This is a genomic window from Sphingopyxis sp. OAS728, assembly GCF_014873485.1.
In the GTDB taxonomy this organism is placed as follows: Bacteria; Pseudomonadota; Alphaproteobacteria; order Sphingomonadales; family Sphingomonadaceae; genus Sphingopyxis.
The window spans coordinates 2,791,079-2,814,792 of the sequence record NZ_JADBDT010000001.1; the positions used below are offsets into that span (position 1 = coordinate 2,791,079).

Sequence of the window (23,714 nt, forward strand, 5' to 3'; positions counted from 1 at the left end):
GCGCTCAGACTTTCGTGATCACCACTTCGCCCTTGGCGGTCGCGCCGTCGGGGACGAAGTTGATGCGGAAATCGGCGCCGTCCTTGTCCTTGCCCGCGAGCGTGTCGCCGGTGCGCGTGACCTTGACGCCCTTTTTCGCGAATTCGCCCGCCATCCAGTCGGCTGCTTTCGTTGGTGCGGCGGGTGAGGTGAAGCCGAGTTTCACCGTCGCCGCGTCGGCGCCGTTCTTGTCGTTCGCGTCGACGTCGACCTTGGTCACCTTGCTGCCCGGATAGAGCTTCACGCCATCGATATCGAAGTCGCTCTCGATATTGAGATCGACGAAATCGGGGACGTCGATGTCGATCGCGGCGCCGTCCCCGCCAATCTTGATATTGCCGCCGTCCTTGCCGGTCTGGATCTTCACGCCGCCGCCATCGCCTTCGGCATTGATCGAGATTTCGGTGCCCTCGCCGGATTTCTTTTCTTCCGACCCGCAGGCGGCGAGGAGCATCATCGGGGGAATCAGGAAGGCGAGACGCATGGACAATCTCCTTGGTGCATTAGCTACATAATACACCTTGGAGGCAGCCGAGTCAATCATTTCCCTTTTGGTCATGCCGGACTTGATCCGGCATCCATTCCAAGGGCGCTGTCGTGGACCCCGGATCAAGTCCGGGGTGACGAAGGCAGGATTACGCGTCGATGCTGGTCTTGAGGTCCCCGTGGACGAGGCCGCCGTCGACGGTGATCGTGTCGCCGACGACATAGTCGCCCGCCTTCGACGCGAGGAAGATCGCGGCGCCGGCCATGTCCTCGGGGACGCCGATGCGCTTGACCGGGATGCTTTTCGCGACCGCGTCGCCATGGTCACGCGCAGCCTTGTTCATGTCCGACTGGAAGGCGCCGGGCGCGATCGCGGTGACGAGGATATGGTCGGTGACGAGGCGCGCCGCGAGACGCTTGGTGAGATAGAGGATCGCGGCCTTCGACGCATGGTAGCTGTAGGTTTCCCACGGGTTCAAACGCTGGCCGTCGATCGAGCCGATATTGATGACCTTCGCCGGGCGCGCGGCGCTGCCGCCGGCCTTGAGCAGCCCGTGGAGCGCCTGCGTCAGGAAGAAGGGCGATTTGACGTTGATATCCATCACCTTGTCCCAGCCCGCCTCGGGGAAACCCTCGAACGGCTCGCCCCACGCGGCGCCGGCATTGTTGACGAGGATGTCGAGCCGTTCCTCGCGCGCCTCGAGTTCCTTGGCGAGCGCGCGGCAGCCCTCGACGGTCGAGAGGTCGACGGGCAGGCCGATGACCTTGCCCGGATAGCGCGTTTCGAAATCGGCGACGGCTTCCTCGATCTGCGCCGTCTTGCGCGCCGAGATATAGACGCGCGCGGCGCCCGCGGCGAGATAGCCCTCGACGATCATCTTGCCGATGCCGCGCGAGCCGCCGGTGACGAGCGCGATGCGGCCGTCGAGGCCGAACATGTCGTTTAGGTTCATGGCTTTGTCCTTTCGACTCCCTCCCCTTCAGGGGAGGGTTGGGGTGGGGCATGTCGGGCGCAATGCCCTCCCCGCTACGACTAGCGAGCAAGCTCGCAAGTCTCGCTGCCCCTCCCGCAAGCGGGAGGGGTGGGATTAGTACCCGTTCATGCGGGCGACCTGGTCGATGTGATAATGCACATCGCCCATGTATTCGGCGAGCGCACGGTCGCGCTTCATATAGAGGCCGATGTCATATTCGTCGGTCATGCCGATACCGCCGTGCATCTGCACGCCTTCGCGCACCGCCAGGTTCGCGGCGCGGCCAGCCTTGGCCTTCGCGACCGAGACCATCAGTTTCGCGCCTTCGCTGCCCTGATCGAGCAGTTCCTGCGCCTTCATCACCGTGGCGCGCGCGACTTCCATTTCGCCATAGAGATGCGCAGCGCGGTGCTGGAGTCCCTGGAACTCGCCGATCAGCTTGCCGAACTGCTTGCGCTCTTTGAGGTAGGTGACGGTCATGTCCATCGCGCCCTGCCCGACGCCGACCATTTCGGCGGCCGCGCCGGTGCGGGTGGCGGCGAGCAAAGCGTCGAGGATCTCGCCGCCCGCGTCGACCTCACCGATCACTGCGTCAGCATCGACCTCGACGCCGTCGAGCGTGACATGGCTCGCGAGGCTCGAATCGACAAGGCGGCGCGGGTCGGCGGTGACGCCCTTCGCATCCTTGGGCATCGCGAACAAAGTGATGCCGCCGTCGGTCTTCGCCGCGACGATGCTCATGTCGGCGACATGGCCGTGGAGGACGAAGCCCTTCTTGCCGTCGAGGCGGAAGCCGTTGCCGGCGCGCGTCGCGGTGGTCGCGATGCGGTCGGGGCGGTGCTTGGCGCCCTCGTCGATCGCGAGCGCAATGATCGCCTCGCCCGATGCGATCGCCGGAAGCCAGCGCCCTGCCTGCGTCCCACCCGCCTTGGCGAGCGCGGCGACCGCGCCGACACTGGTCGACAGGAAAGGCGACGGGGTCAGGTTGCGGCCGATTTCCTCGAGCACGATGCCCGCCTCCATATGCCCCATGCCGAGCCCGCCATGCGCCTCCGGCACCAGCATGCCCGGCAGGCCCATTTCGGTGAACTGCGCCCAAAGATCGCGCGAGAAGCCGGTCGCATCAGCAGCATCGCGAAGCTTGCGGAGATGCGAGACGGGCGCCTGTTCGGCCACGAAGGGGGCGACGCTGTCCTTGAGCATCGCCTGGTCGTCATTGTGATACAAGGGCATGGGTCAGGCTCCGGGCAGGTCGAGGATACGCTTGGCGATGACGTTGAGCATGACTTCGCTCGTTCCGCCTTCGATCGAATTGGCCTTGGTGCGCAGCCAGCCGCGCGCGCGGGCGCCTCCCTTCGTCTCTTCGCTGTCCCATTCGAGCGCTTCGCTGCCGCCGCCCGACATCACCAGCTCATGACGCCGCTTGTTGAGCTCGGTCCCGACATATTTCATCATGTTCGACGACGCCGGATGCGCGCGGCCGGTCTTCCACATGTCCATGAAGCGCTCGCCCATCGCGCGATAGGCAAAGACGTCGACGTCGAAGGCCGCCATTTCGGCGCGCAGGATCGGATCGTCGAGTTCGCCCGCGGCGTTCTTGCCAAAGGCCTTGGCAAAAGCCCCGCCGATGCTGACCATGTCGCCGCCCGCGCCGCCGCCCGAGATCATCTCGCGTTCGTGGCCGAGCAGATATTTGGCGACGTCCCAGCCGCGGTTGATCTCGCCGACGAACTGCGTCTTCGGCACCTCGACATCGTCGAAGAAGGTTTCGCAGAAGGGCGAGTTGCCACTGATCAGCAGGATCGGCTTGGTCGTGACGCCCTTGCTCTCCATGTCGAAGAGCATGAAGGTGATGCCCTGATATTTGTTCGCCTTGTCGGTGCGGACGAGGCAGAAAATCCAGTCGGCCTTGTCAGCGTAGCTGGTCCAGATCTTCGACCCGTTGACGACCCAGTGATCGCCCTTGTCCTCGCCGAAGGTCTGCAAGGACACGAGATCGCTGCCCGAGCCAGGTTCCGAATAGCCCTGGCACCAGCGGATCTCACCGCGCGCGATCGGGTTCAGATAATGGACCTTCTGTTCCTCGGTGCCGAATTGCAGCAGCGCGGGGCCGAGCATCCAGATGCCGAAGCTGTCGAGCGGCGAGCGCGCCTTGATGCGCTTCATTTCCTGTTTGAGGATCTTGGTCTGCTCGGGCGTCAGCCCGGCGCCGCCATAGGGTTTGGGCCAGTCGGGAACGGTGTAGCCCTTCGCGACGCAGGCATCGAGCCACGCTTTCTGGGCGGCATTCTTGAATTTGAAATTGCGCCCGCCCCAGCAGACGTCATCCTCGTCGCGGATCGGCTCGCGCATTTCGGCGGGGCAGTTCGCCTCCAGCCATTCGCGCACCTCGGTGCGGAAAGCGTCCAGTTCGCTCATCCTTTTGGCTCCTCTTCTGCCCCCAAATCTACGTCCGCTTCGCTACTTTACGCAAGCGTCAACTTGGCGCGTCGAAGCGACGCTACGGCGCCGTAACGGAAGGTCGAGGGCCGTTGACGGGGGCCGCTTCGCGCCTAAGCTAAGTGGCAAAAGAAAACGGGAGCAGAGGATATGCGATTCGCAGGCAAGGTCGCCGTCGTCACCGGCGCGGCATCGGGTATCGGCAAGGCAAGCGTACTCAAACTGGCGGGCGAAGGCGCGCATGTCTTCGCCGCCGACATCGACGAAGCGGGCGGACGCGCGCTCGCCGAACAATCGAACGGCAAGATCGACTTCTTGCGATGCGACGTCACCGTCCCGGCCGATATCGAGGCATTGATGAATGCCGCCGCGGCGAAGGCCGGCGGGATCGACATCGTCTTCAACAACGCCGCCGCGGGCGGCGACCGCGCACCGATCGACGAGATCAGTCCCGAAGGCTGGGACCGCACGATGGACCTCGTGCTGAAATCGGTCGCGATGGGTATCCGCTACGCCGCGCCGCACATGAAGGGCCGCAAGGGCGCGAGCATCGTCAACACCGCGAGCGTCGCGGCGCTCGGCGCAGGCTATTCGCCGATCGCCTATGCGGTCGCGAAGGCGGGCGTGCTGCATCTGAGCAAAGTCGCGGCGACCGATCTGGCGCAATATGGCATCCGGGTGAATGCGATCTGCCCCGGCTTTATCAACACCAATATCTTCACCGCCTCGCTCGACGTGCCGGGCGAGTTCAAGGCGCAGGCCAATGAGGTGATCGCGCAGATGAGCGCGAACGCCCAGCCCGTCGCGCGCGGCGGCCAGCCCGAGGATATCGCGAACGCGGTCGCCTATCTCGCGAGCAAAGAGTCGAGCTTCATGACGGGCACGCACCTGCTCGTCGACGGCGGGCTGACGATCGGGCAGCGGCATGCGTGGGACAAGGAAACGCCGGGCATGTTCGACGCCCTGCTCGCGATGGAGGAAGCGGCGAAAGCCGGAGCCGCCGCGTGACCGCGGCAAGTATCGCGGCACCGAAGGCCGAGCGCCTGCCCGTCTGGCTGAAGGTCACGCACGGGCTCGGCAGCATCGCCTATGGCGTCAAAGACAACGGGTTTTCGACCTTCCTGCTGCTCTTCTACAATCAGGTGATCGGGCTCGATGCCGGCATCGTCGGGCTCGCGATCATGGTCGCGCTGATCGCCGACGCCTTCGTCGATCCGGTGATCGGCGAGCTCACCGACCGCACGCGCAGCCGCTGGGGCCGCCGCCTGCCGTGGCTCTATTTCGCGCCGGTCCCGCTCGCAATCGCGTGGATGCTGCTGTGGTCGCCGCCCGAGATGAGCGACGCGATGACGATCGCCTGGCTGATCGGCTTTGCGATCATCGTGCGTTCGCTCGTGTCGATGTGCGAAGTGCCGTCGGTCGCGATCGTTCCCGAGCTGTCGTCCGATTATGACGAGCGCACCGTCGTGATGCGCTATCGCTATCTGTTCGGCTGGGGCGGCGGATTGCTTATCCTCTGGCTCGCCTACGCGATCTTCTTCAACGGGGAACTCGGGCTCGTCGATCCGGCGGGCTATTTCCCCTATGCGCTGACCGGCGCGCTGCTGATGGCGGGGGCCGTGACGATCTCGGCCGCAGGGCAGCACAGCCGCATCGCGGTGTCGAACCTCGACCAGCCCAAGGCGACGGCGAAGCTCAGCCATGTGCTGCGCGACATGCGCGACACGCTGTCGAACCGCGCCTTCCTTTGGCTGACCTTCGCCGCGCTCTTTGCCTTCATCAACCAGGGCATCACCTTTTCGATGACCAATTATCTGCTCGGCTTTTTCTGGCAGCTGACCGGGGCGGAGATGAGCCTTTACGTCTTCCTGCTGTTCGGGACGATGATCGCCGCCTTCCTGCTCGTCGCGCCGCTGTCGGCAAAGCTCGGCAAGAAGGGGGGCGCGATCCTCGCTGGCGCGATCGCGCTGCTCGTCAACAGCGGCATGTATCTGATGTGGATTCAGGACATCTTCCCCGGCTTGCCGGGCAAGCCGAGCGTCGCGGCCTTTTTCGGCCTGGTCTTCGTCGGCAACACCTTCTCGATCATCCTGATGATCCTGTCGTCGTCGATGATGGCCGATGTCGTCGAAGCCTCGCAGGGCGAGACCGGCCGCCGGTCCGAAGGCCTGTTCTTCGCGGGCTATTTTTTCATGCAGAAATGCGCGACCGGCGTCGGCATCTTCCTTGCCGGGCAGATATTGTCCTTCGCCGCCTTCCCCGCCGCCGCGAAACCGGGCGAGGTCGGCGATGCGGTGCTGACCAGCCTTGCCTCGGGCTATGCGCTCGCGATCCTCATCATCGGTACGATCGGGCTGATCGTGATGCGCAAATTCCCGATCTCGCGCGCCGATCACGAGGCGCGGCTGGCACTGCTCGACGACACGGCGCGCGCCGAACCGGATGCCAGCGGAGCGCATCCGTAACGAACATGTCGCGTAGCGGCGGAATGATGTAATTTTCAGGCAGCGGGACTTGGCAAGGCCGACGAATCGGTCCAAGGGTTTACGTGAACGTAAAGGGAAAGGAAGCGCAGATGGATTTCGACCTTACCGACCGGCAGGTCTATTGGCGCGATCGGGTGCGCGATTTCATTGAGCGCAAGGTTCGCCCCGCCGTCCCAACCTATAACGAGCAGGACAAGGCCGGCGACCGCTGGAAGGTCATCCAGATCGTCGAGGATCTGAAGGCCGAGGCGAAGGACGCCGGCATCTGGAACCTGTTCATGCCCCCGCGCAGCGGCGCACACCACCATGTCGACGAAACATTCGAATTCGAAGGCCCCGGCCTCACCAACCTCGAATATGCGCTGTGCGCCGAGGAAATGGGCCGCGTCGGCTTCGCGAGCGAAGTGTTCAACTGCTCGGCGCCCGACACCGGCAATATGGAAGTGTTCCACCGTTACGGGACGCGCGCGCAGAAGGAAAAATATCTCGGCCGCCTGATGAACGGGCAGATCCGTTCGGCCTTCCTGATGACCGAGCCCGCGGTCGCTTCGTCCGACGCGACGAATATCGAGACGCGCATCGAGCGCGACGGCGATGATTATATCATCAACGGCACCAAATGGTGGTCGTCGGGTGCGGGCGATCCGCGCTGCGAGATCGCGATCGTGATGGGCAAGACCGACTTTGCCGCCAAGCGCCACGCGCAGCAGTCGATGGTGCTGATGCCGCTCAATGCGCCGGGCGTGAACATCAAGCGGCACCTGCCCGTCTTCGGTTATGACGATGCGCCGCACGGCCATATGGAAATCGAGCTGAAGGATGTCCGTGTCAACGCCGAGGAAGCGATGCTGCTGGGCGAAGGCCGCGGTTTCGAGATCGCGCAGGGGCGCCTCGGGCCGGGCCGTATCCACCACTGCATGCGCACGATCGGCGTCGCCGAGGAAGCGATCGCCAAGATGGCGAAGCGGCTGCAGTCGCGCGTCGCCTTCGGCAAGAAGATCGCCGAATATAGCATCTGGGAACATCGCATCGCGCGCGCGCGCATCGATATCGAGATGACGCGCCTGCTGTGCCTCAAGGCCGCCGACATGATGGACAAGGTCGGCAACAAGTCGGCCGCCGCCGAGATCGCGATGATCAAGGTGCAGGCACCGACGATGGCGCTGCAGATCATCGACGACGCGATCCAGGCGCATGGCGCCGGCGGCGTGTCCGAAGATTTCGGGCTCGCCAAAGCCTATGCACATCAGCGGACCTTGCGCCTCGCCGACGGTCCGGACGAAGTGCACGAACGCGCGATCGCGCGCATCGAATTCGCCAAGCACAGCGAGGCGAGCGAGCCCGGCTTCTCGTCGGGCGACATCGGCGTTTCGCGTTAAGAGCAATAACCCGTTCGTGCTGAGCTTGTCGAAGCCCCGTCCTTCTTCACCGCGCAAGAAAGAACGGCCCTCGACAGGCTCAGGGCGAATGGTCAGAGAGGGTAGCTTAAATGACCAAAGCCGCGATTCTGATCGAACCGGGCAAGCCGCTGTCGATCGAGGATGTCGTTGTTGCCGATTGCGGCCCGCACGAGGTGCGCATCCGCACCGCCGCGTGCGGGCTTTGCCATTCGGACCTGCATTTCATCGACGGCGCCTATCCGCACCCCCTCCCCGCGATCCCCGGCCATGAGGCCGCGGGGATCGTCGAGGCGGTCGGGAGCGAAGTACGCACGGTCAAGGTCGGCGATGCGGTCGTCACCTGCCTGTCGGCCTTTTGCGGCCATTGCGAATTCTGCGTCAGCGGGCGCATGTCTTTGTGCATGGGCGGCGACACGCGGCGGTCGGCGGGATCGGCGCCGCGCATCACGCGCCCCGACGGATCGCCCGTGAACCAGATGCTCAACCTCTCGGCCTTTTCGGAGACGATGCTCGTCCACGAACATGCGTGCGTCGCGATCGACCCCGACATGCCGCTCGACCGCGCCGCGGTGATCGGCTGTGCGGTGACGACGGGCGCGGGCACGATCTTCAACGCGTGCAAGGTGACGCCGGGCGAGACGGTCGCGGTCGTCGGTTGCGGCGGCGTCGGCTTAGCCACCATCAACGCCGCGAAGATTGCGGGCGCGGGGCGCATCATCGCCGCCGACCCGGTTCCCGAGAAGCGCGAGCTGGCGAAGAAGCTCGGCGCGACCGACGTCGTCGATGCGCTGTCGGACGATGCCGCGAAGCAGATTCTCGAAATCAGCAAGGGCGGGGTCGACCATGCGATCGAGGCCGTGGGCCGTCCGGCGTCGGCAAGCCTCGCGGTCGCGTCGCTGCGCCGCGGCGGCACCGCGACGATCCTCGGCATGATGCCGCTCGCCGAAAAGGTCGGGCTCAGCGCGATGGACCTGCTGTCGGGCAAGAAATTGCAGGGCGCGATCATGGGCGGCAACCGCTTCCCCGTCGACATCCCGCGCCTCGTCGACTTCTACCTGCGCGGGCTGCTCGACCTCGACAGCATCGTCGCCGAGACGATCCCGCTCGCGCAGGTCAACGAAGGCTTCGACAAGATGCGAAAGGGCGACGCCGCACGGTCGGTGATCGTTTTCGACCAGTGACGCTCGACGCGCAAAAGGCTTTCAGCGGCACCGTCGCACCCGAGGGTGCCGATGTGCTCGACGAGGCGAAGCTGACCGCGTGGATGGAAGCGAATGTCGAAGGCTTCGAAGGTCCGCTGACGCAGGGCAAGTTCGCCGGCGGACAGTCGAACCCGACGTACAAGATCAGCGCGCCGTCGGGCAATTATGTGCTGCGGCGCAAGCCCTTCGGCCCGCTGCTCCCCTCGGCGCATGCGGTCGATCGCGAATATAAGGTGCAGTCGGGGCTGCATAAGATGGGCTTCCCCGTCGCGCGCCAATATGGTCTGTGCACCGACGAGGATGTCGTCGGCAGCTGGTTCTATGTGATGGGCATGGTCGACGGGCAGACGATCTGGGACGGCGCGATGCCGGGATCGACGCCCGAGAACCGCCGCGCAACCTATGAGGCGATGATCGATACGCTCGCCGCGCTGCACAGCGTCGACATCGAGGCGGCGGGGCTTTCCGACTTCGGCAAGCCCGGCAATTATTTCGGCCGGCAGGTCGACCGCTGGACCAAGCAGTACCGCCTCTCCGAAACCGAGACGATGGACGAGATGGAGCAGCTGATCGCCTGGCTGCCCGCAACGCTGCCCGAGCAGACGCGCACCAGCGTCGTCCACGGCGATTACCGCATCGACAATATGATCTTTGCGAAGGACCGGCCCGAGGTGCTCGCGGTGCTCGACTGGGAGCTGTCGACCTTGGGCGATCCGCTTGCCGATTTCACTTATGTCGCGATGGCGTGGGTGACCGAAAATGGCGGGCGTTCGGGCGTCTCGGACCTCGACCGCCAGGCGCTCGGCATTCCCGAGCTCGACGAGATGGTCGAGCGTTATTGCGCCGCGACAGGCCGCGACGGCGTGCCCGACATGAACTGGTATTTCGCATACAATTTCTTCCGCCTCGCGGGGATCATCCAGGGCATCAAGAAGCGCGTGATCGAGGGTACCGCCTCGTCGCAGCATGCGAAGGATATGTCCGAACGCGTCCGTCCGCTCGCCGAAAAGGCGTGGGACTTTGCACGAAAGGCCGGCGCATGAGCTTGTTCGACATGACGGGGCAGGTCGCGCTGATCACCGGATCGTCGCGCGGCATCGGCAAGGCGACGGCAGAAGCGATGGCCGAGCAGGGCGCGAACGTCGTCATCTCGAGCCGCAAGGCCGACGCGTGCGAAGAAACCGCGGCCGAGATCAACGCGCGCTTTGGCGACGGCACCGCGATCGCGGTGCGCGCGAACATCTCGTCGAAGGAAGAGCTGGAGATACTGGTCGCCGAGACGCGCCGCGCCTTCGGCAAGATCACCGCGCTCGTCTGCAACGCCGCATCGAACCCCTATTACGGGCCCGGGCTCGGGATCAGCGACGACCAGTTCCGCAAGATCATGGACAATAATATCCTGTCCAACCACTGGCTGATCACGATGGTCGCGCCCGAAATGCTCGAACGCGGCGAAGGATCGATCACGATCATCAGCTCGATCGGCGGGCTCAAGGGATCGCCGATCATCGGCGCTTACGGAATTTCGAAGGCGGCCGACATGCAGGTCGCGCGCAACTTCTCGGTCGAGTTCGGGCCGCGCGGCGTGCGCGTGAACTGTATCGCGCCGGGGCTGGTGCGCACCGACATGGCGCGCGCCTTGTGGGAAAATGAAGAGAATCTGCGGCGCTCGACCGCCGCGTCGACGCTGAAACGCATCGGCGAGCCGCACGAGATCGCGGGCGCCGCAGTCTTCCTCGCCAGCAAGGCGGGGGCATTCACCACCGGCCAGACCATCGTGTGCGATGGCGGAGCCACGATTTCGGGAGGCGCATGATGGGCGCGTTGGACGGCAAGGTTGCGATCATCACGGGCGCCGGCAGCGGCATCGGCCGCGCGAGCGCGCTGCGCTTCGCCGCCGAGGGCGCGAAGCTCGTCATCGGCGACAAGACGGCGGCGGTGCACGAGACGGCGCAACTGGTAAAGGACGCCGGCGGCGAGGCCGTCGCGCTCGAAATTGACGCGGGTGTCGAAGACGATGTCGCAAAGATGGTTGCTACCGCAAAGGACAGCTTCGGCGGCCTCGACGTCGCCTTCGCCAACGCCGGGATCATCGGCGACATGGGCGGAATCTTCGATTTCGACCCCGCTGCGTGGACCGAGACTTTGCGCGTCAACCTGATCGGCCCCGCGCTGATGGTGAAGCATGCCGGCAAGGCGATGGTCGATCAGGGCCGCGGCGGCGCGATCGTGCTGACCGCGAGCGTCGCGGGGATCAACTCGGGCGCGGGCCCGGGCGCCTATTCGGCGTCGAAGGCGGGGGTGATCAATCTCGCCAAGGTCGCGGCGCAGCAGCTGTCGACGAGCGGCGTGCGCGTCAATGCGGTGTGCCCCGGCCTCACCGAAACGGGGATGACCAAGCCGACCTTCGACTATGCCAAGGCGAAGGAGGTCACGCACAAGCTCGGCCAGCTCAATCCGCTGCGCCGCGCCGCGCAGCCAGAGGAACTGGCGAATGTTGCCCTCTTCCTTGCAAGCGACCAGGCGAGCTATGTCAACGGTCAGGCCATAGCGGTCGACGGTGGACTCACCAGCTCGCATCCGGTGACGCGTCAACTGCTGGGCCAGACCTCGCACTGACGGAGCAAGCCCATGCAATATCGTGACCTTGGCGACAGCGGCATCAGCGTTTCGACCATCTGCCTCGGCAGCTGGCTGACCTATGGCGCGGGGGTCGACGACAGCGCGGGGCGCGCCTGCGTCGATGCGGCGTTCGACGTCGGCATCAATTTCATCGACACGGCGAATATCTATGGCCGGGGCGCGGCGGAGTCTTTTCTGGGCGACGTGCTGAGCGGCCGGCCGCGCGATAGCTATGTTCTCGCGACCAAGCTCTTCTTCCCGATGACCGAGAGCGACCGCGGCCTGTCGGCGGCGCAGATAGCCAAACAGATCGACGCCAGCCTGACGCGGCTTCGTACCGATTATGTCGACCTCTATCAGTGCCACCGCTACGATCCCGAAACGCCGCTCGAAGAGACGATGGAAGCGCTCAGCGACGTCGTGCGCAGCGGCAAGGCGCGCGCGATCGGCTTTTCCGAATGGTCGCCCGACCAGATCGAAGCGGCGCTTGCGCTGGCACCACCCAACGTCAAATTCGTGTCGAGCCAGCCGCAATATAGCCTGCTCTATCGCCGCGCCGAAGCGAAGGTGATCCCGGTCAGCATCGCGGGCGGTATCGGCCAGATCGTCTGGTCGCCGCTCGCGCAAGGCGTGCTCAGCGGCAAATATCTGCCCGGTGCGGCGCTGCCCGCCGGAAGCCGCGCGACCGGCGACGACGCGCATTTCATGCAGCAGTTTCTGACCGATCCGGTGCTCGAAGGGGTGCAGGGGCTGAAGGTGGTCGCCGACAAGGCGGGATGCTCGCTGGCGCAGCTTGCGATCGCGTGGGTGCTCGCGCAGCCCGGGATCACGAGCGCGATCGTCGGCGCGAGCCGTCCCGAACAGCTTCGCGAAACCGCCAAGGCGGCCGACCTTACAATCGACCCGGCGCTGCTCGCCGAAGCCGCCGCCATCCTTGAGGGAGTTCGCATTTCGTGAGTCACGGTTTCGACAAAGCGCGCCTCGACCGCATCCAGGCGTTCCTCGCCGCCAAATATGTCGACACCGGCCGACTGCCGCACGCGGCGACGTTGGTGTCGCGGCGCGGCGAGATTGCGCACCTGTCGTGCATCGGCGAAGCGCGGCCGGGCGAGGCGCTGAAAGAAGACGCCATCTTCCGCATCGCAAGCATGACCAAGCCGATCACGAGCATCGCCTTCATGATGCTGGTCGAGGAGGGCAAGGTCGCGCTGTCCGATCCGCTCGTCAAATTTTGCCCCGAGTTCAAGGACACCGGCGTGTTCGTCGCGGGCGGCGGCAATGTACCCTTTCTGACACGGCCGCCGACGCAGCCGATCCGCATGGTCGACCTGCTCCGCCACACCGCGGGGCTGACCTATGGCTTTCAGGAGCGCACCCCGGTCGATGCCGCGTATCGCAAGGCAAAGATCGACGATTTCGACGCCGATTATACGATGGACAGCTTCATCGCCGACCTGGCGAAGATCCCGCTGCAGTTCGACCCCGGCGCGCACTGGAATTATTCGATGGCAACCGACGTGCTCGGCGCGGTGGTCGAGCGGATCGAGGGCAAGCCGTTCGCAGAGGTTTTGCACGAACGGATCTTCGGGCCACTCGGCATGGTCGACACGGGGTTCAAGGTGCCCGCCGACCAGCAGCACCGGCTTGCCGACGCTTATGCCTTCCACCCAAAGGAGAAGATGCAGGATTTCGACGCCGGCGCGCGCAGCCGTTGGGCGAAGGATCGCAGCTTTCATTCGGGTGGCGGCGGGCTCGCCTCGACGCTGCACGATTATCATCGGTTCTGCCTGATGCTGCTCGGCGGCGGCAAACTCGGCGATACGCGGATCGTCAGCCGCAAGACATTGGAGCTGATGACGTCGAACCATCTGCCCGGGGGCGGCGACCTGACGCAGCACAGCGTCGGCATCTTCTCCGAGGCGGAGAATGCGGGGATCGGCTTCGGTCTTGGCTTCGCGGTGAACGAAAGCCCGGCGCAGACCATGACCCCCGGCTCGGTCGGCGACTATTATTGGGGCGGCATGTTCTCGACCGGCTTCTTCGTCGATCCGGTCGAGCAGATTTGCATGGTCTTCATGACCCAGCTGATGCCCTCATCCACCTATCCCGTGCGGCGCGAGGTCAAGACGCTTGTCCACGCCGCGATCGACGACTGAAATGCAATACCACCTCTCCGTTCGTGTCGAGCGAAGTCGAGACACCCAGAAGGCATGCGCCGACGATGGGCATCTCGACTTCGCTCGATGCGAACGGGTTTAGATATAAGGAGTCTCCCATGTCCGAAGAAACCCCCGTCAGCGTTACGATGGAAAAGGACGGCGACGTCGCCGTCATCATCGTCAACAATCCGCCCGTCAACGCGCTGAGCTGGCACGTCCGGCAGGGGCTCGAGGATAATTTCGGTGCCGCGCTCGCCGACGACAGCGTCAAAGCGATCGTGCTGCGCTGCGCCGGCGCAACCTTTATCGCGGGCGCCGACATCAGCGAATTCGGCAAACCGCCGCGCGGTCCCGATTTCAACGCGGTGCTCAACAGCATCGAAGCGGCATCGAAGCCGGTCGTCGCGGCGATCCATGGCACGGCGCTCGGCGGCGGTCTCGAAACCGCGCTCGTCTGCCATTATCGCGTCGCGGTGCCCTCGGCGAAGCTCGGCGTGCCCGAAGTCAAGCTCGGCCTGCTCCCCGGTGCGGGCGGCACGCAACGCCTTCCGCGCGTCGTCGGCGTCGAAGCTGCGGCGACGATGACCTCGACCGGCGACCCGCTGCCCGCAGCCAAGGCGAAGGAACTCGGCCTCGTCGACGAACTCGCGGGCGAGGACAGCCTTGCCGCCGATGCCATCGCCTTTGCGCGCGCGAAAATCGCCGACGGCCCGCGCCCGACACGCGAACGCCCGGTGTTCGGCGACGTCGCGGTGATCGAACAGCTCAAGACCGCCAACGCCAAGCGCTGGCGCGGGTTCGAGGCGCCTTACGCCAACCTCGCCTGCGTCGAAGCCGCGACCCGGCTGCCCTTCGAAGAGGGCCTCGCGTTCGAGCGCGAGCAGTTCATGAAGCTGATGTTCGGTAGCCAGTCGGCAGCGCAGCGCCACATCTTTTTCGCCGAGCGTCAGGCCGCGAAGATCGACGGGCTGCCCAAAGACACCCAGCTCCGCGACATCAAGAAGGTCGGCGTGATCGGCGCCGGCACGATGGGCGGCGGCATTTCGATGAACTTCCTTCAGAAGGGCATCCCCGTCACGATCGTCGAGATGCAGCAGGAAGCGCTCGACCGCGGCACCGGCGTGATCCGCAAGAATTACGATGCGTCGGCCGCCAAGGGCCGTTTCAAGCCCGAGCAGGTCGACCAGATGATGGGCATCCTGACCCCGACGCTCAACCTCGACGATCTCGCCGACTGCGACCTGATCATCGAGGCGGTCTATGAGAATATGGACGTCAAGAAGGACATTTTCGGCAAGCTCGACAAGATCGCCAAGCCCGGCGCGATCCTCGCGTCGAACACCTCCTACCTCGATATCGACGAGATCGCGACCGCGACGAGCCGCCCCGGCGACGTGCTCGGCATGCACTTCTTCTCGCCCGCCAATGTGATGAAGCTGCTCGAGGTCGTGCGCGGCGAAAAGACCGCGCCCGATGCGCTCGCGACCGCGATGGCGATCGGCAAGAAGATTGGCAAGGTCGCGGTGGTCGCGGGCGTGTGTGACGGCTTCATCGGCAACCGTATGCTGAAACCCCGCCAGGTCGAGGCGATGAACCTGCTGATGGAAGGCGCGACGCCGCAGCAGATCGACAAGGTGCATGTCGAATTCGGCATGCCGATGGGGCCGTTCCAGATGAGCGACCTCGCGGGCGTCGACATCGGCTGGCACCGCGACCCGACGCGCATCGAAAGCATCCGCGACGCGCTCGCCGCCAAGGGCCGCTGGGGGCAGAAGACCGGCAAGGGCTTCTACGACTATGACGAGAAGCGCAATCCGTCGCCCAGCGCCGAGGTCGCCGAAATCATCGAGGATTTCCGCCAGCATTCGAACAAGGCGAAGCGCGAGATCAGCGATCAGGAGATCATCGAGCGCACGCTCTATCCGATGGTCAACGAAGGCGCGCTGATCCTGTCCGAAGGCAAGGCGCAGCGCGCGTCGGATATCGATGTCGTGTGGATCTATGGCTATGGCTGGCCGGTCTATCGCGGCGGCCCGATGTTCTGGGCGGGGCTGGAAGGCACCGACAAGATCGTCGCGGCGCTGGAGAAACATGGTTTCGCGGTGGCGCCCTTGCTCAAGGAAAAGGCGGAGGCCAAGGCGGGCTTCTAGGCCTTCTCCGCTCACGAAAAGACGGCCGTCTGTCCCGGCGTGGGGCAGGCGGCCTTTCTTTTGCCGTCGCACCGCCCGAGGTGCGACCGGAAAGTTGCGATTCAGGGTTAAAGCGCTGGCAAGGCCTGCCGTTAGGGCAGAGCATGAACGCCATGTCCGCCCTTGCCGTCCTCCTGCTCGCCGGAAGCGCGCCGGCTGCCGCGCCCGTCGCGGCACCGCAGGTGACCGCCGTCGCCGTGGCGCGCGCGCGGATATTGGCGCCCGCCGAGGTACGGCGGGTTGATGGGCGGATCGAGGTCAGGACCGGCGAACGCAAGGCGCGGACGCAGATACACCGCACCGAGCGCCGCGATGGCGGCGAAACGGCAGATTTTTACTAAGACCCATCGCCGCGATCCGATTCCGACCGCAGGATAATCCCCATACTATCGTCACCCCGGACTTGCTCCGGGGTCCATGACTTCGACACCGCCCATGGATCCCGGAGCAAGTCCGGGATGACGAAAATGGGGAGTGGTCAGCCTTGCAGCGTCTTGATGATCGCCGAAAAGTCGCGGCCGTCCTTGTCGGCCTCGACAAAGGCTTCGTAGAGTTCGCGCGCTTTCGATCCCATCGGGACATCGGCATCGACGCTTGCAGCAGCCTCCATCGCGAGGCGCAAATCCTTGAGCATCAGCGCCGCGGCGAACCCGCCCTTGTAATCATTGTCGGCGGGGGTGGTCGGGCCGACGCCGGGAAGCGGTGCATAGCTCGTCAGCGACCAGCACTGGCCCGACGATACGCTGGCGATGTCGAAGAACTTCTGTGGGTCGAGCCCCAGCTTCTGCGCGAGCGCCAGCGTCTCGCACGTCGCGACCATCGAGGCGCCGAGGAGCATATTGTTGCAGATCTTCGCTCCCTGCCCCGCGCCCGCATCGCCGGCGTGGATCACCGCCTTGCCCATTTTGGCGAGGATCGGTTCGGCGCGCGCGAAACCTTCATCGGTGCCGCCGACCATGAAGGTCAGCGTGCCGGCATTGGCGGCGGCGATCCCGCCCGATACCGGCGCGTCGACGGCGACGAGCCCCTTCGCGGTGGCGGCTTCGATGTTCGCGCGCGCGGTCGCAACGTCGATCGTCGAGCAGTCGAGGAGCAAGGTGCCCGGTGCGGCATTGGGGAAGACGTCGCTTTCGTAGACCGAGGCGACATGCTTGCCCGCGGGGAGCATCGTCACGACGGCTTCGGCACCGGCGACGGCTTCGGCGGCCGATGCCACGCGGGTGCAGCCCGCCTCGACGGCGCGCCCCAGCGCCTCCTCGCTGAGGTCGAAGGCGCGGACCTCATGCCCAGCCTTCGCCAGATTCGCGGCCATTCCGCCGCCCATATTGCCGAGTCCGATGAATGCGATTTTCATTATCTCTCCCCTCCCGCTTGCGGGAGGGGCCGGGGGAAGGCCTGTCCCGAATATTGAACTGGTGGAGAGGAAACAGACCCTCCCCTAACCCCTCCCGCAAGCGGGAGGGGGACTAGGCTCACCGCCCCTTCCACACGCCTTCACGCTTTTCGATGAAGGCGGCCATGCCTTCGGCCTTGTCCTCGGTCGCGGCGAGGATCTGGAACAGGCGGCGTTCGTAGATCAGCCCCTGATCGAGCGTGGTTTCGAACGCGGCGTTGACCATGTCCTTGTTCACCATCGCGGCCATCGGCGGCATCGACGCGATCACCGTCGCGGTCTTCACCGCTTCGTCGACCAGCGTCGCATGCTCGACCACACGCGCGACGAGGCCCGAACGTTCAGCTTCCGCGGCGTCCATCATCCGACCGGTGAGGCACATTTCCATCGCCTTCGCCTTGCCGATCGCACGCGTCAGCCGCTGCGACCCGCCCATGCCGGGCGCGACGCCCAGCTTGATTTCGGGCTGGCCGAATTTCGCCTTGTCCGACGCGATGATGAAGTCGGCCATCATCGCGAGCTCGCAGCCGCCGCCGAGCGCGAAACCGTTGACCGCGGCGATCCAGGGCTTGCGGACCTTTTTCACGAAATCGCTCGTCCATTTCGAGAAGAAATCCTCAAGGTAGAAATCGGACGCGGGCTTGTCGGCCATTTCCTTGATGTCGGCGCCCGCAGCAAAGGCCTTGTCGCCCGAACCGGTGAGCACGGCGCAGCGCTGGCTGTCGTCGGCCTCGAACGCCGCGAAGGCCGCGATCAGGTCATCGAGCACGCCCGAGTTCAGCGCATTGAGCGCCTGCGGGCGGTTGAGCGTCACCAGCGTGACGGCCCCGCGCGTTTCGACGAGGAGGGTTTCATAGCTCATGGTCTTGTCCTGTATCAGCGGTTGGCGTCGATATTGCGCAGCAGCACTTCGAGCTGCGCTGGGGTGGCATGTTGATGCGCCTCGTCGGTCGAGGTCGGCTGGTTGTCGTAGGGAATGGGCTCGTCGAACTGGTCGGCCGCGAGATCCCAATAGCGCCCGTCGATCCGGTTGTAGAAATGCGTGCCGCCCTTCGTCGCGGTCTTCATGATGTCGCCGCCGAAATGATGATGCACGGCGAGCGCGGTCACCGCGCACTGGTTGCGGCACGGATTGGCCGGGTCGAACGGGTCCGATATCGTCTCGGCCGACCAACTCTGTTTCACCGCATGATAAAGGGCGACCGGATCAGCGAAGCTCACAGCGGCGTCCATTTCTCGTTTTCGGGCAGCGGCGCGAAGATCGCATCGATCCAGTCATCGGTGACCGCTTCGGGCGTCGGCGGGTCCCATTTCGGGCTGTTGTCCTTGTCGATAATCAGCGCCCGCACGCCTTCGATGAAGTCGTGCATCTGGACGACGCGGCTGCCGATCGCATATTCCTGCGTCATCTGCGCCGCGAAGTCGTGCATCTCGCCGCCTTCCTTGAGCTGGCGGAGCGCGACCTTGCAGGTCTGTGGGCTCTTGCCGTTGAGCGTTGCCAGCTCCTTGGTCGCCCATTCGCCGCCGTCGGCTTCGAGCGCGGCGAGGATGTCCTCATAAGTGTCGCTCGCGAACAGGCGATTGATCCGTTCGATATGCTGGGTGATTCCGGCGGGCGGCGCGGTGACCGACAGCTCCCCCAGGATGCCGCCGATGCGGTCGGGATCAACCGCGATGCGCTCCTTCGCCTCGGCGAGCTTTTCGGACGGCAGATAATGGGTGGCGAGGCCGAGCGCCAAACATTCGGCGCCGTCGAGCCGCGCGCCGGTGAGCGCGAGATAGGCGCCGACGCGCCCTTCGAGCCGCGGCAGATACCAGCCGCCGCCGACATCCGGGAACAGGCCGATCCCCGTCTCGGGCATCGCGAAACGCGTATGCTCGGTCGCGACGCGATATTTCGCTGGCTGCGAAATGCCGACCCCGCCGCCCATGGTGATGCCGTCCATGAAGGCGACGACGGGCTTGGGGTAAGTGAAGAGCAGATGGTTGAGGCGATATTCGGTGTGGAAGAAAAGCCGTGCTTCCTTGCCGTCCTTCGCACCGCTTTCCGCGAGCATGCGGATGTCGCCGCCGGCACAGAAGCCGCGACCCTCGCTATGGTCGATGATCACCGCCTCGACCGCGTCGTCGTCGCGCCATTTCAGCAACGCATCGATCATCGCCTGACACATCGGCAGGTTGAGCGCGTGGATCGCCTTCGGGCGATTGAGCGACAGGCGGCCGACGCGGACGTCGGTCGAGATCAGGATATCTTCCGTCATTGGCGCAGCAAGTCCCTTCCGACGATCATCCGCATCACCTGATTGGTGCCCTCGAGGATCGAATGGACGCGGAGGTCGCGCCAGAAACGCTCGATCGGATAGTCGCGGAGATAGCCGTAGCCGCCGAACAGCTGGAGCGCGTCGTTGACGATCTTGCTGCCATTGTCGGTCGCGAGCCGCTTCGCCATCGCCGAGAAGCGCGACTTGTCGGGGGCGTTCGCGGTGACTTTCGCGGCTGCCATGTAAAGCAGCGCGCGCGAGGCTTCGAGGTCGGTCGCCATGTCCGCGAGCATGAACTGGGTGTTCTGGAAATCGGCGATCGGCTGGCCGAACTGCTGGCGGTCCTTGGTGTAGGCGATCGCTTCGTCGAGGCAGCGCTGCGCGCCGCCCAAAGAGCAGGCGCCGATGTTGAGGCGGCCGCCGTCGAGCCCCGCCATTGCGAAGCGGAAGCCGTCACCCTCGGCACCGACGAGATTCTCTACCGGAACACGGCAGTCCTCGAAGATCACCTGCGCGGTCGGCGAGGCGTTCCAGCCGAGCTTTTTCTCGGGCGCGCCGAAGCTCAAACCCGGCGTGTCCTTTTCGATGACGAGACAGGAAATGCCCTTCGACTTTTCCTCGCTGGTGCGGACCATGCAGACATAGATGTCGTTATATCCGGCGCCCGAGATGAACTGCTTTGTGCCGTTGAGCACATAATGGTCGCCGTCGCGCTTCGCGGTCGTCTTGAGTGCCGCGGCGTCCGACCCCGAACCAGGCTCGGTCAGGCAATAGCTCGCGATCTTTTCCATGCTGACGAGATCGGGGAGGAAGCGTTCCTTGATCGCCGCTCCGCCGAAGCGGTCGATCATCCAGGTCGCCATATTGTGGATCGAGACATAGGCGCTCGTCGCGGGACAGCCATAGGCCATCGCCTCCATGATCAGCGCCGCTTCCATCCGGCCGAGCCCGATGCCGCCCGATTCCTCGGCCACATAAATCGCGCCGAAGCCGAGCTCGCCCGCAGCCTTCCACACGTCGACGGGATAATGGCTTTTCTCGTCCCACTCCGCCGCGAAGGGCGTGATACGGTCGGCGGTAAATTTGCGCGCCATATCCTGGATGGCGAGCTGGTCGTCGGTAAGCTGGAACTGGTCGGTCATGGTCACTTCTCGATGATGGCTTCGGCTTCGATTTCGACTTTCCATTCGGGCCGGATCAGCGCGGGCACAACCAGCATCGTCGATGCCGGACGCACATTTTTGAATGCCGATCCGTGCGCCCGGCCAACGAGGTCGGCGTCAGCGGCGTCGGTGATATACATGCGCGTGCGGACGACATCGGCGAAGCTGCCGCCGAGCGCCTCGAGCGCCTCGCCGATGATCGTAATGCAGCGTTCCGCCTGAACCCCGGCATCGCCTGGGGTCGAGCTGCCGTCGGGTTCGATCGGCGCGCAGCCTGCGACGTCGATGCGGTTCCCCACCCGAACCGCGCGGCTGTAGCCGAACACCGGTTCGAAGGGGGAGCCCGAGCTATGATTGCGGCGTGTCGGCTCAGCCACAGCTGATCCGTTCGATCTTGAGCGCGTCGTCGTAGGAGACGGTGAGGCGGTCGGGACGGAAATCCATCGTGACCGCGGTGCGCGGCGGCACCCAGCGCAGGTTCGTCGCGCCGCTGCCCTTGAGCAGCTGGCCGCCGACTTCGGCGGTCGCGGTCTGGCCGACAAGCGACTGCACGGCGTCGGCGTTGCACGCCGCTTCGGCGGGCGGGGTCGGGGTCGATTCGACGGGGGTCTCGCTGCTCGAACAAGCGGCGAGCGGCAGTGCGGCGGCAATGGCTAAAAGGCGAATGTCCATCTTTCGTCTCCCTTTCATCTGCGTCAGGTGCAGCGCGTATAGCGCATCGAACCGGCAGCGGCACCCTCGCCCTCGTCGCGGCGGATCAGCGTTTTGCCGCCATCGGTCAGCTCGAGATGCATCCGGCGATCCCATTCGACCCCCTCGCCGCTGAACTTATAGTCGGCGACGATGCGGCCGGCATCACTCTCGCGGACGCGCACGAGTTCGCCGTGCGATTCGTAAAAGCGCAGGTTCGTCGCGTCGATCGTCAGCGCGGTGAGGTCGGTGCCCTTCTTCGCCTTGCAATCGGCGACCTTGAGCGCCCAGCGGCCGCGGATCGCGGCGGGGATCGCCTTGCCATCGGTCGCGGTTTCAGGCCCGGGTTTTGGGGGCGCTTCCTCGGCCGTTTCGGGCAGATCGGCGTCGACCGTCGGTTCCGGCGTATCGCCAAGCGCGGGACGTTCGGCCTTTTGCAGCGGGCCAATGCTGGCGCTGGCCTCGGGACCGGACTCCTCATCCTTGCCGCCGCTGCACGCGGCCAGAAAAAGCATCCCCGCAATAAGAACCCGGCGTGCCATCGTCATTCTCCTCGCGGCGCCGACCCGATGTCGGCGCCGTTATTGGAAGAATGCCCGATGACCGAGCCGGGTTTCATGCGCCTGCGCCGTCAGCCCATCGTCGGGATGACAAAGGCGTTGCCGCCGTCGGGCGAACCGTCTGGCCAGCGCTGGGTGATCGTCTTGACCTTGGTCCAGAACTTCACGCCTTCCATGCCGTGCTGGTTGGTGTCGCCGAACGCCGAGCGCTTCCAGCCGCCGAAGCTGTGATAGGCCACGGGCACCGGGATCGGCACGTTGATGCCGACCATGCCGACATTGACGCGCGCGGCGAATTCGCGCGCGGCGTGGCCGTTGCGCGTGAAGATCGCGACGCCATTGCCATATTGGTGCTTGCTGGGCAGCGCGAGCGCGGTCTCGAAATCGGGGGCGCGGACGATCTGCAGCACGGGGCCGAAGATTTCCTCCTTGTACGATTCCATGTCGGTGGTGACATGGTCGAACAGCGTCGGGCCGATGAAGAAGCCCTTTTCGTGGCCCTGCAGCGTGAAGCCGCGGCCGTCGACGACCAGCTCGGCGCCTTCGTCGGCGCATTTCTGGATCCAGCCTTCGACCTTTTCCTTGTGCGCCTGCGTCACCACGGGGCCGTAATGCGCTTCGGCATCGGTCGACACGCCGACGCGCAGCGCCGCGATCGCGGGGATCAGCTTTTCCTTCAGCCGCTCGGCGGTTTCGTCGCCGACGGGGACGACGACGGGGAGCGCCATGCAGCGTTCGCCCGCCGAGCCGAAGGCGGCGCCGGTGAGGTCATTGACGACCTGATCGAGGTCGGCGTCGGGCATAACGATGCCATGGTTCTTCGCGCCGCCCATCGCCTGCACGCGCTTACCGTTCGCGACGCCGCGGTTGTAGACATAATGCGCGATATCCGACGAGCCGACAAAGCTGACCGCGCCGATATCGGGATGGTCTAGGATCGCATCGACCATTTCCTTGTCGCCATGGACGACCTGGCAGATGCCTTCGGGCAGACCGGCTTCGAGGAAGAGTTCGGCGAGGCGGACGGGGACCGACGGGTCGCGTTCGCTCGGCTTGATGATGAAGGCATTGCCCGTGGCGATCGCGACGCCCGACATCCACAGCGGGATCATCGCGGGGAAGTTGAACGGCGTGATGCCCGCGCCGATGCCGATCGGCTGGCGCATCGAATAGACGTCGATGCCGGGGCCGGCGCCCTGCGTATATTCGCCCTTCAGCACATGCGGGATGCCGCAGCAGAATTCGATGACTTCGAGCCCGCGCTGGATGTCGCCCTTCGAATCGGCGATCACCTTGCCATGCTCGCTCGACAGCATATGCGCGAGGCTGTCCATATTCGCTTCGACGAGACGCTTGAATTCGAACATCACGCGCGCACGGCGCTGCGGATTCGTCGCCGCCCAAGCGGGCTGCGCCTTTTTCGCTGCGGCGACCGCACGCTCCAGCAGGGCTGCATCACCGAGCGCGACCTGCGCCTGCACGCCGCCGCTGTTGGGGTCGAAGACGTCGCCCTGGCGGGGGCTGCCGCCGGCACCGCCGACGATGTGATGGTCGATCTGTCGCATGTTCGATTCTCCCATGAGATGTTGGCGCTGCCACAGACCAGTTACGGCGCGATTGCAAGCGATAGACTTGCAGCATGATACTGCAT

The 23,714-nt window shown here is 65.0% G+C and carries 24 protein-coding genes; 11 read left to right on the forward strand and 13 right to left on the reverse strand.

Annotated features, from left to right (window positions below):
* Window positions 1–4: 4 nt before the first annotated feature.
* The 4 genes from GGC65_RS13135 to GGC65_RS13150 form a co-directional block, all read right to left on the reverse strand.
* Window positions 5–523 (reverse strand): hypothetical protein, encoded by a 519-nt coding sequence (locus GGC65_RS13135; protein WP_192647580.1) that lies wholly within the window; start codon window positions 521–523, stop codon window positions 5–7.
* Between the two features lie 151 nt (window positions 524–674).
* Complete coding sequence (locus GGC65_RS13140; RefSeq protein ID WP_192647581.1) at window positions 675–1,478, reverse strand: SDR family oxidoreductase; 804 nt, start codon at window positions 1,476–1,478, stop codon at window positions 675–677.
* Between the two features lie 135 nt (window positions 1,479–1,613).
* Window positions 1,614–2,732, reverse strand: a complete 1,119-nt coding sequence (locus tag GGC65_RS13145; RefSeq protein WP_192647582.1) for an acyl-CoA dehydrogenase family protein — start codon at window positions 2,730–2,732, stop codon at window positions 1,614–1,616.
* A 3-nt stretch (window positions 2,733–2,735) separates the two neighbouring features.
* Complete coding sequence (locus tag GGC65_RS13150; RefSeq protein WP_192647583.1) at window positions 2,736–3,917, reverse strand: acyl-CoA dehydrogenase family protein; 1,182 nt, start codon at window positions 3,915–3,917, stop codon at window positions 2,736–2,738.
* A gap of 171 nt (window positions 3,918–4,088) precedes the next feature.
* On the opposite strand from GGC65_RS13150, the gene GGC65_RS13155 reads away from it, so the two are divergent.
* The 11 genes from GGC65_RS13155 (at window position 4,089) to GGC65_RS13205 (ending at window position 16,337) form a co-directional block, all read left to right on the forward strand.
* A complete protein-coding gene (locus GGC65_RS13155; protein ID WP_192647584.1) occupies window positions 4,089–4,946 on the forward strand; it encodes an SDR family NAD(P)-dependent oxidoreductase in 858 nt (285 codons plus the stop codon).
* The gene (locus tag GGC65_RS13160) at window positions 4,943–6,403 is read left to right on the forward strand and encodes an MFS transporter (protein ID WP_192647585.1); all 1,461 of its coding nucleotides are present in this window, start codon (window positions 4,943–4,945) and stop codon (window positions 6,401–6,403) included. The genes GGC65_RS13155 and GGC65_RS13160 overlap by 4 nt, the downstream gene beginning before the upstream one ends.
* 110 nt (window positions 6,404–6,513) lie before the next feature.
* Window positions 6,514–7,803, forward strand: a complete 1,290-nt coding sequence (locus GGC65_RS13165) for an acyl-CoA dehydrogenase family protein (RefSeq protein WP_192647586.1) — start codon at window positions 6,514–6,516, stop codon at window positions 7,801–7,803.
* A 110-nt stretch (window positions 7,804–7,913) separates the two neighbouring features.
* The gene (locus GGC65_RS13170) at window positions 7,914–9,005 is read left to right on the forward strand and encodes a Zn-dependent alcohol dehydrogenase (RefSeq protein ID WP_192647587.1); all 1,092 of its coding nucleotides are present in this window, start codon (window positions 7,914–7,916) and stop codon (window positions 9,003–9,005) included.
* On the forward strand, window positions 9,002–10,069 hold the full coding sequence (locus GGC65_RS13175; RefSeq protein WP_192647588.1) for a phosphotransferase family protein: 1,068 nt from the start codon (window positions 9,002–9,004) through the stop codon (window positions 10,067–10,069). The genes GGC65_RS13170 and GGC65_RS13175 overlap by 4 nt, the downstream gene beginning before the upstream one ends.
* A complete protein-coding gene (locus GGC65_RS13180) occupies window positions 10,066–10,842 on the forward strand; it encodes an SDR family NAD(P)-dependent oxidoreductase (protein ID WP_192647589.1) in 777 nt (258 codons plus the stop codon). The genes GGC65_RS13175 and GGC65_RS13180 overlap by 4 nt, the downstream gene beginning before the upstream one ends.
* Complete coding sequence (locus GGC65_RS13185) at window positions 10,842–11,645, forward strand: SDR family NAD(P)-dependent oxidoreductase (RefSeq protein ID WP_192649527.1); 804 nt, start codon at window positions 10,842–10,844, stop codon at window positions 11,643–11,645. Before GGC65_RS13180 ends, GGC65_RS13185 begins: the two co-directional genes overlap by 1 nt.
* Window positions 11,646–11,657: 12 nt before the next feature.
* On the forward strand, window positions 11,658–12,605 hold the full coding sequence (locus GGC65_RS13190; RefSeq protein ID WP_192647590.1) for an aldo/keto reductase family protein: 948 nt from the start codon (window positions 11,658–11,660) through the stop codon (window positions 12,603–12,605).
* Window positions 12,602–13,804 (forward strand): serine hydrolase domain-containing protein, encoded by a 1,203-nt coding sequence (locus tag GGC65_RS13195; protein WP_192647591.1) that lies wholly within the window; start codon window positions 12,602–12,604, stop codon window positions 13,802–13,804. Before GGC65_RS13190 ends, GGC65_RS13195 begins: the two co-directional genes overlap by 4 nt.
* Before the next feature lie 119 nt (window positions 13,805–13,923).
* Window positions 13,924–15,957, forward strand: coding sequence for a 3-hydroxyacyl-CoA dehydrogenase NAD-binding domain-containing protein (locus tag GGC65_RS13200; RefSeq protein WP_192647592.1), 2,034 nt, complete (start codon window positions 13,924–13,926; stop codon window positions 15,955–15,957).
* A gap of 152 nt (window positions 15,958–16,109) precedes the next feature.
* The gene (locus GGC65_RS13205; protein ID WP_225940808.1) at window positions 16,110–16,337 is read left to right on the forward strand and encodes a hypothetical protein; all 228 of its coding nucleotides are present in this window, start codon (window positions 16,110–16,112) and stop codon (window positions 16,335–16,337) included.
* 137 nt (window positions 16,338–16,474) lie between these two features.
* On the opposite strand, the gene mmsB is transcribed toward GGC65_RS13205, so the two are convergent.
* The 9 genes from mmsB to GGC65_RS13250 form a co-directional block, all read right to left on the reverse strand.
* A complete protein-coding gene (gene mmsB / locus GGC65_RS13210; RefSeq protein WP_192647594.1) occupies window positions 16,475–17,350 on the reverse strand; it encodes a 3-hydroxyisobutyrate dehydrogenase in 876 nt (291 codons plus the stop codon).
* 118 nt (window positions 17,351–17,468) lie between these two features.
* Entirely contained in the window at window positions 17,469–18,251 is a 783-nt protein-coding gene (locus GGC65_RS13215) for an enoyl-CoA hydratase-related protein (protein WP_192647595.1), read from the reverse strand.
* Between the two features lie 14 nt (window positions 18,252–18,265).
* The gene (locus GGC65_RS13220) at window positions 18,266–18,610 is read right to left on the reverse strand and encodes a hypothetical protein (protein ID WP_192647596.1); all 345 of its coding nucleotides are present in this window, start codon (window positions 18,608–18,610) and stop codon (window positions 18,266–18,268) included.
* Window positions 18,607–19,650: an enoyl-CoA hydratase/isomerase family protein gene (locus tag GGC65_RS13225; RefSeq protein WP_192647597.1), complete on the reverse strand. Its 1,044-nt coding sequence runs from the start codon at window positions 19,648–19,650 to the stop codon at window positions 18,607–18,609. The genes GGC65_RS13220 and GGC65_RS13225 overlap by 4 nt, the downstream gene beginning before the upstream one ends.
* Window positions 19,647–20,792 (reverse strand): acyl-CoA dehydrogenase family protein, encoded by a 1,146-nt coding sequence (locus GGC65_RS13230; protein WP_192647598.1) that lies wholly within the window; start codon window positions 20,790–20,792, stop codon window positions 19,647–19,649. Before GGC65_RS13230 ends, GGC65_RS13225 begins: the two co-directional genes overlap by 4 nt.
* A gap of 2 nt (window positions 20,793–20,794) precedes the next feature.
* Complete coding sequence (locus GGC65_RS13235; protein WP_192647599.1) at window positions 20,795–21,190, reverse strand: RidA family protein; 396 nt, start codon at window positions 21,188–21,190, stop codon at window positions 20,795–20,797.
* Window positions 21,183–21,485 (reverse strand): I78 family peptidase inhibitor, encoded by a 303-nt coding sequence (locus GGC65_RS13240; RefSeq protein ID WP_192647600.1) that lies wholly within the window; start codon window positions 21,483–21,485, stop codon window positions 21,183–21,185. Before GGC65_RS13240 ends, GGC65_RS13235 begins: the two co-directional genes overlap by 8 nt.
* A 23-nt stretch (window positions 21,486–21,508) precedes the next feature.
* Window positions 21,509–22,045: a hypothetical protein gene (locus GGC65_RS13245; RefSeq protein WP_192647601.1), complete on the reverse strand. Its 537-nt coding sequence runs from the start codon at window positions 22,043–22,045 to the stop codon at window positions 21,509–21,511.
* An 89-nt stretch (window positions 22,046–22,134) separates the two neighbouring features.
* Complete coding sequence (locus GGC65_RS13250) at window positions 22,135–23,628, reverse strand: CoA-acylating methylmalonate-semialdehyde dehydrogenase (RefSeq protein ID WP_192647602.1); 1,494 nt, start codon at window positions 23,626–23,628, stop codon at window positions 22,135–22,137.
* Window positions 23,629–23,714 lie beyond the last annotated feature (86 nt).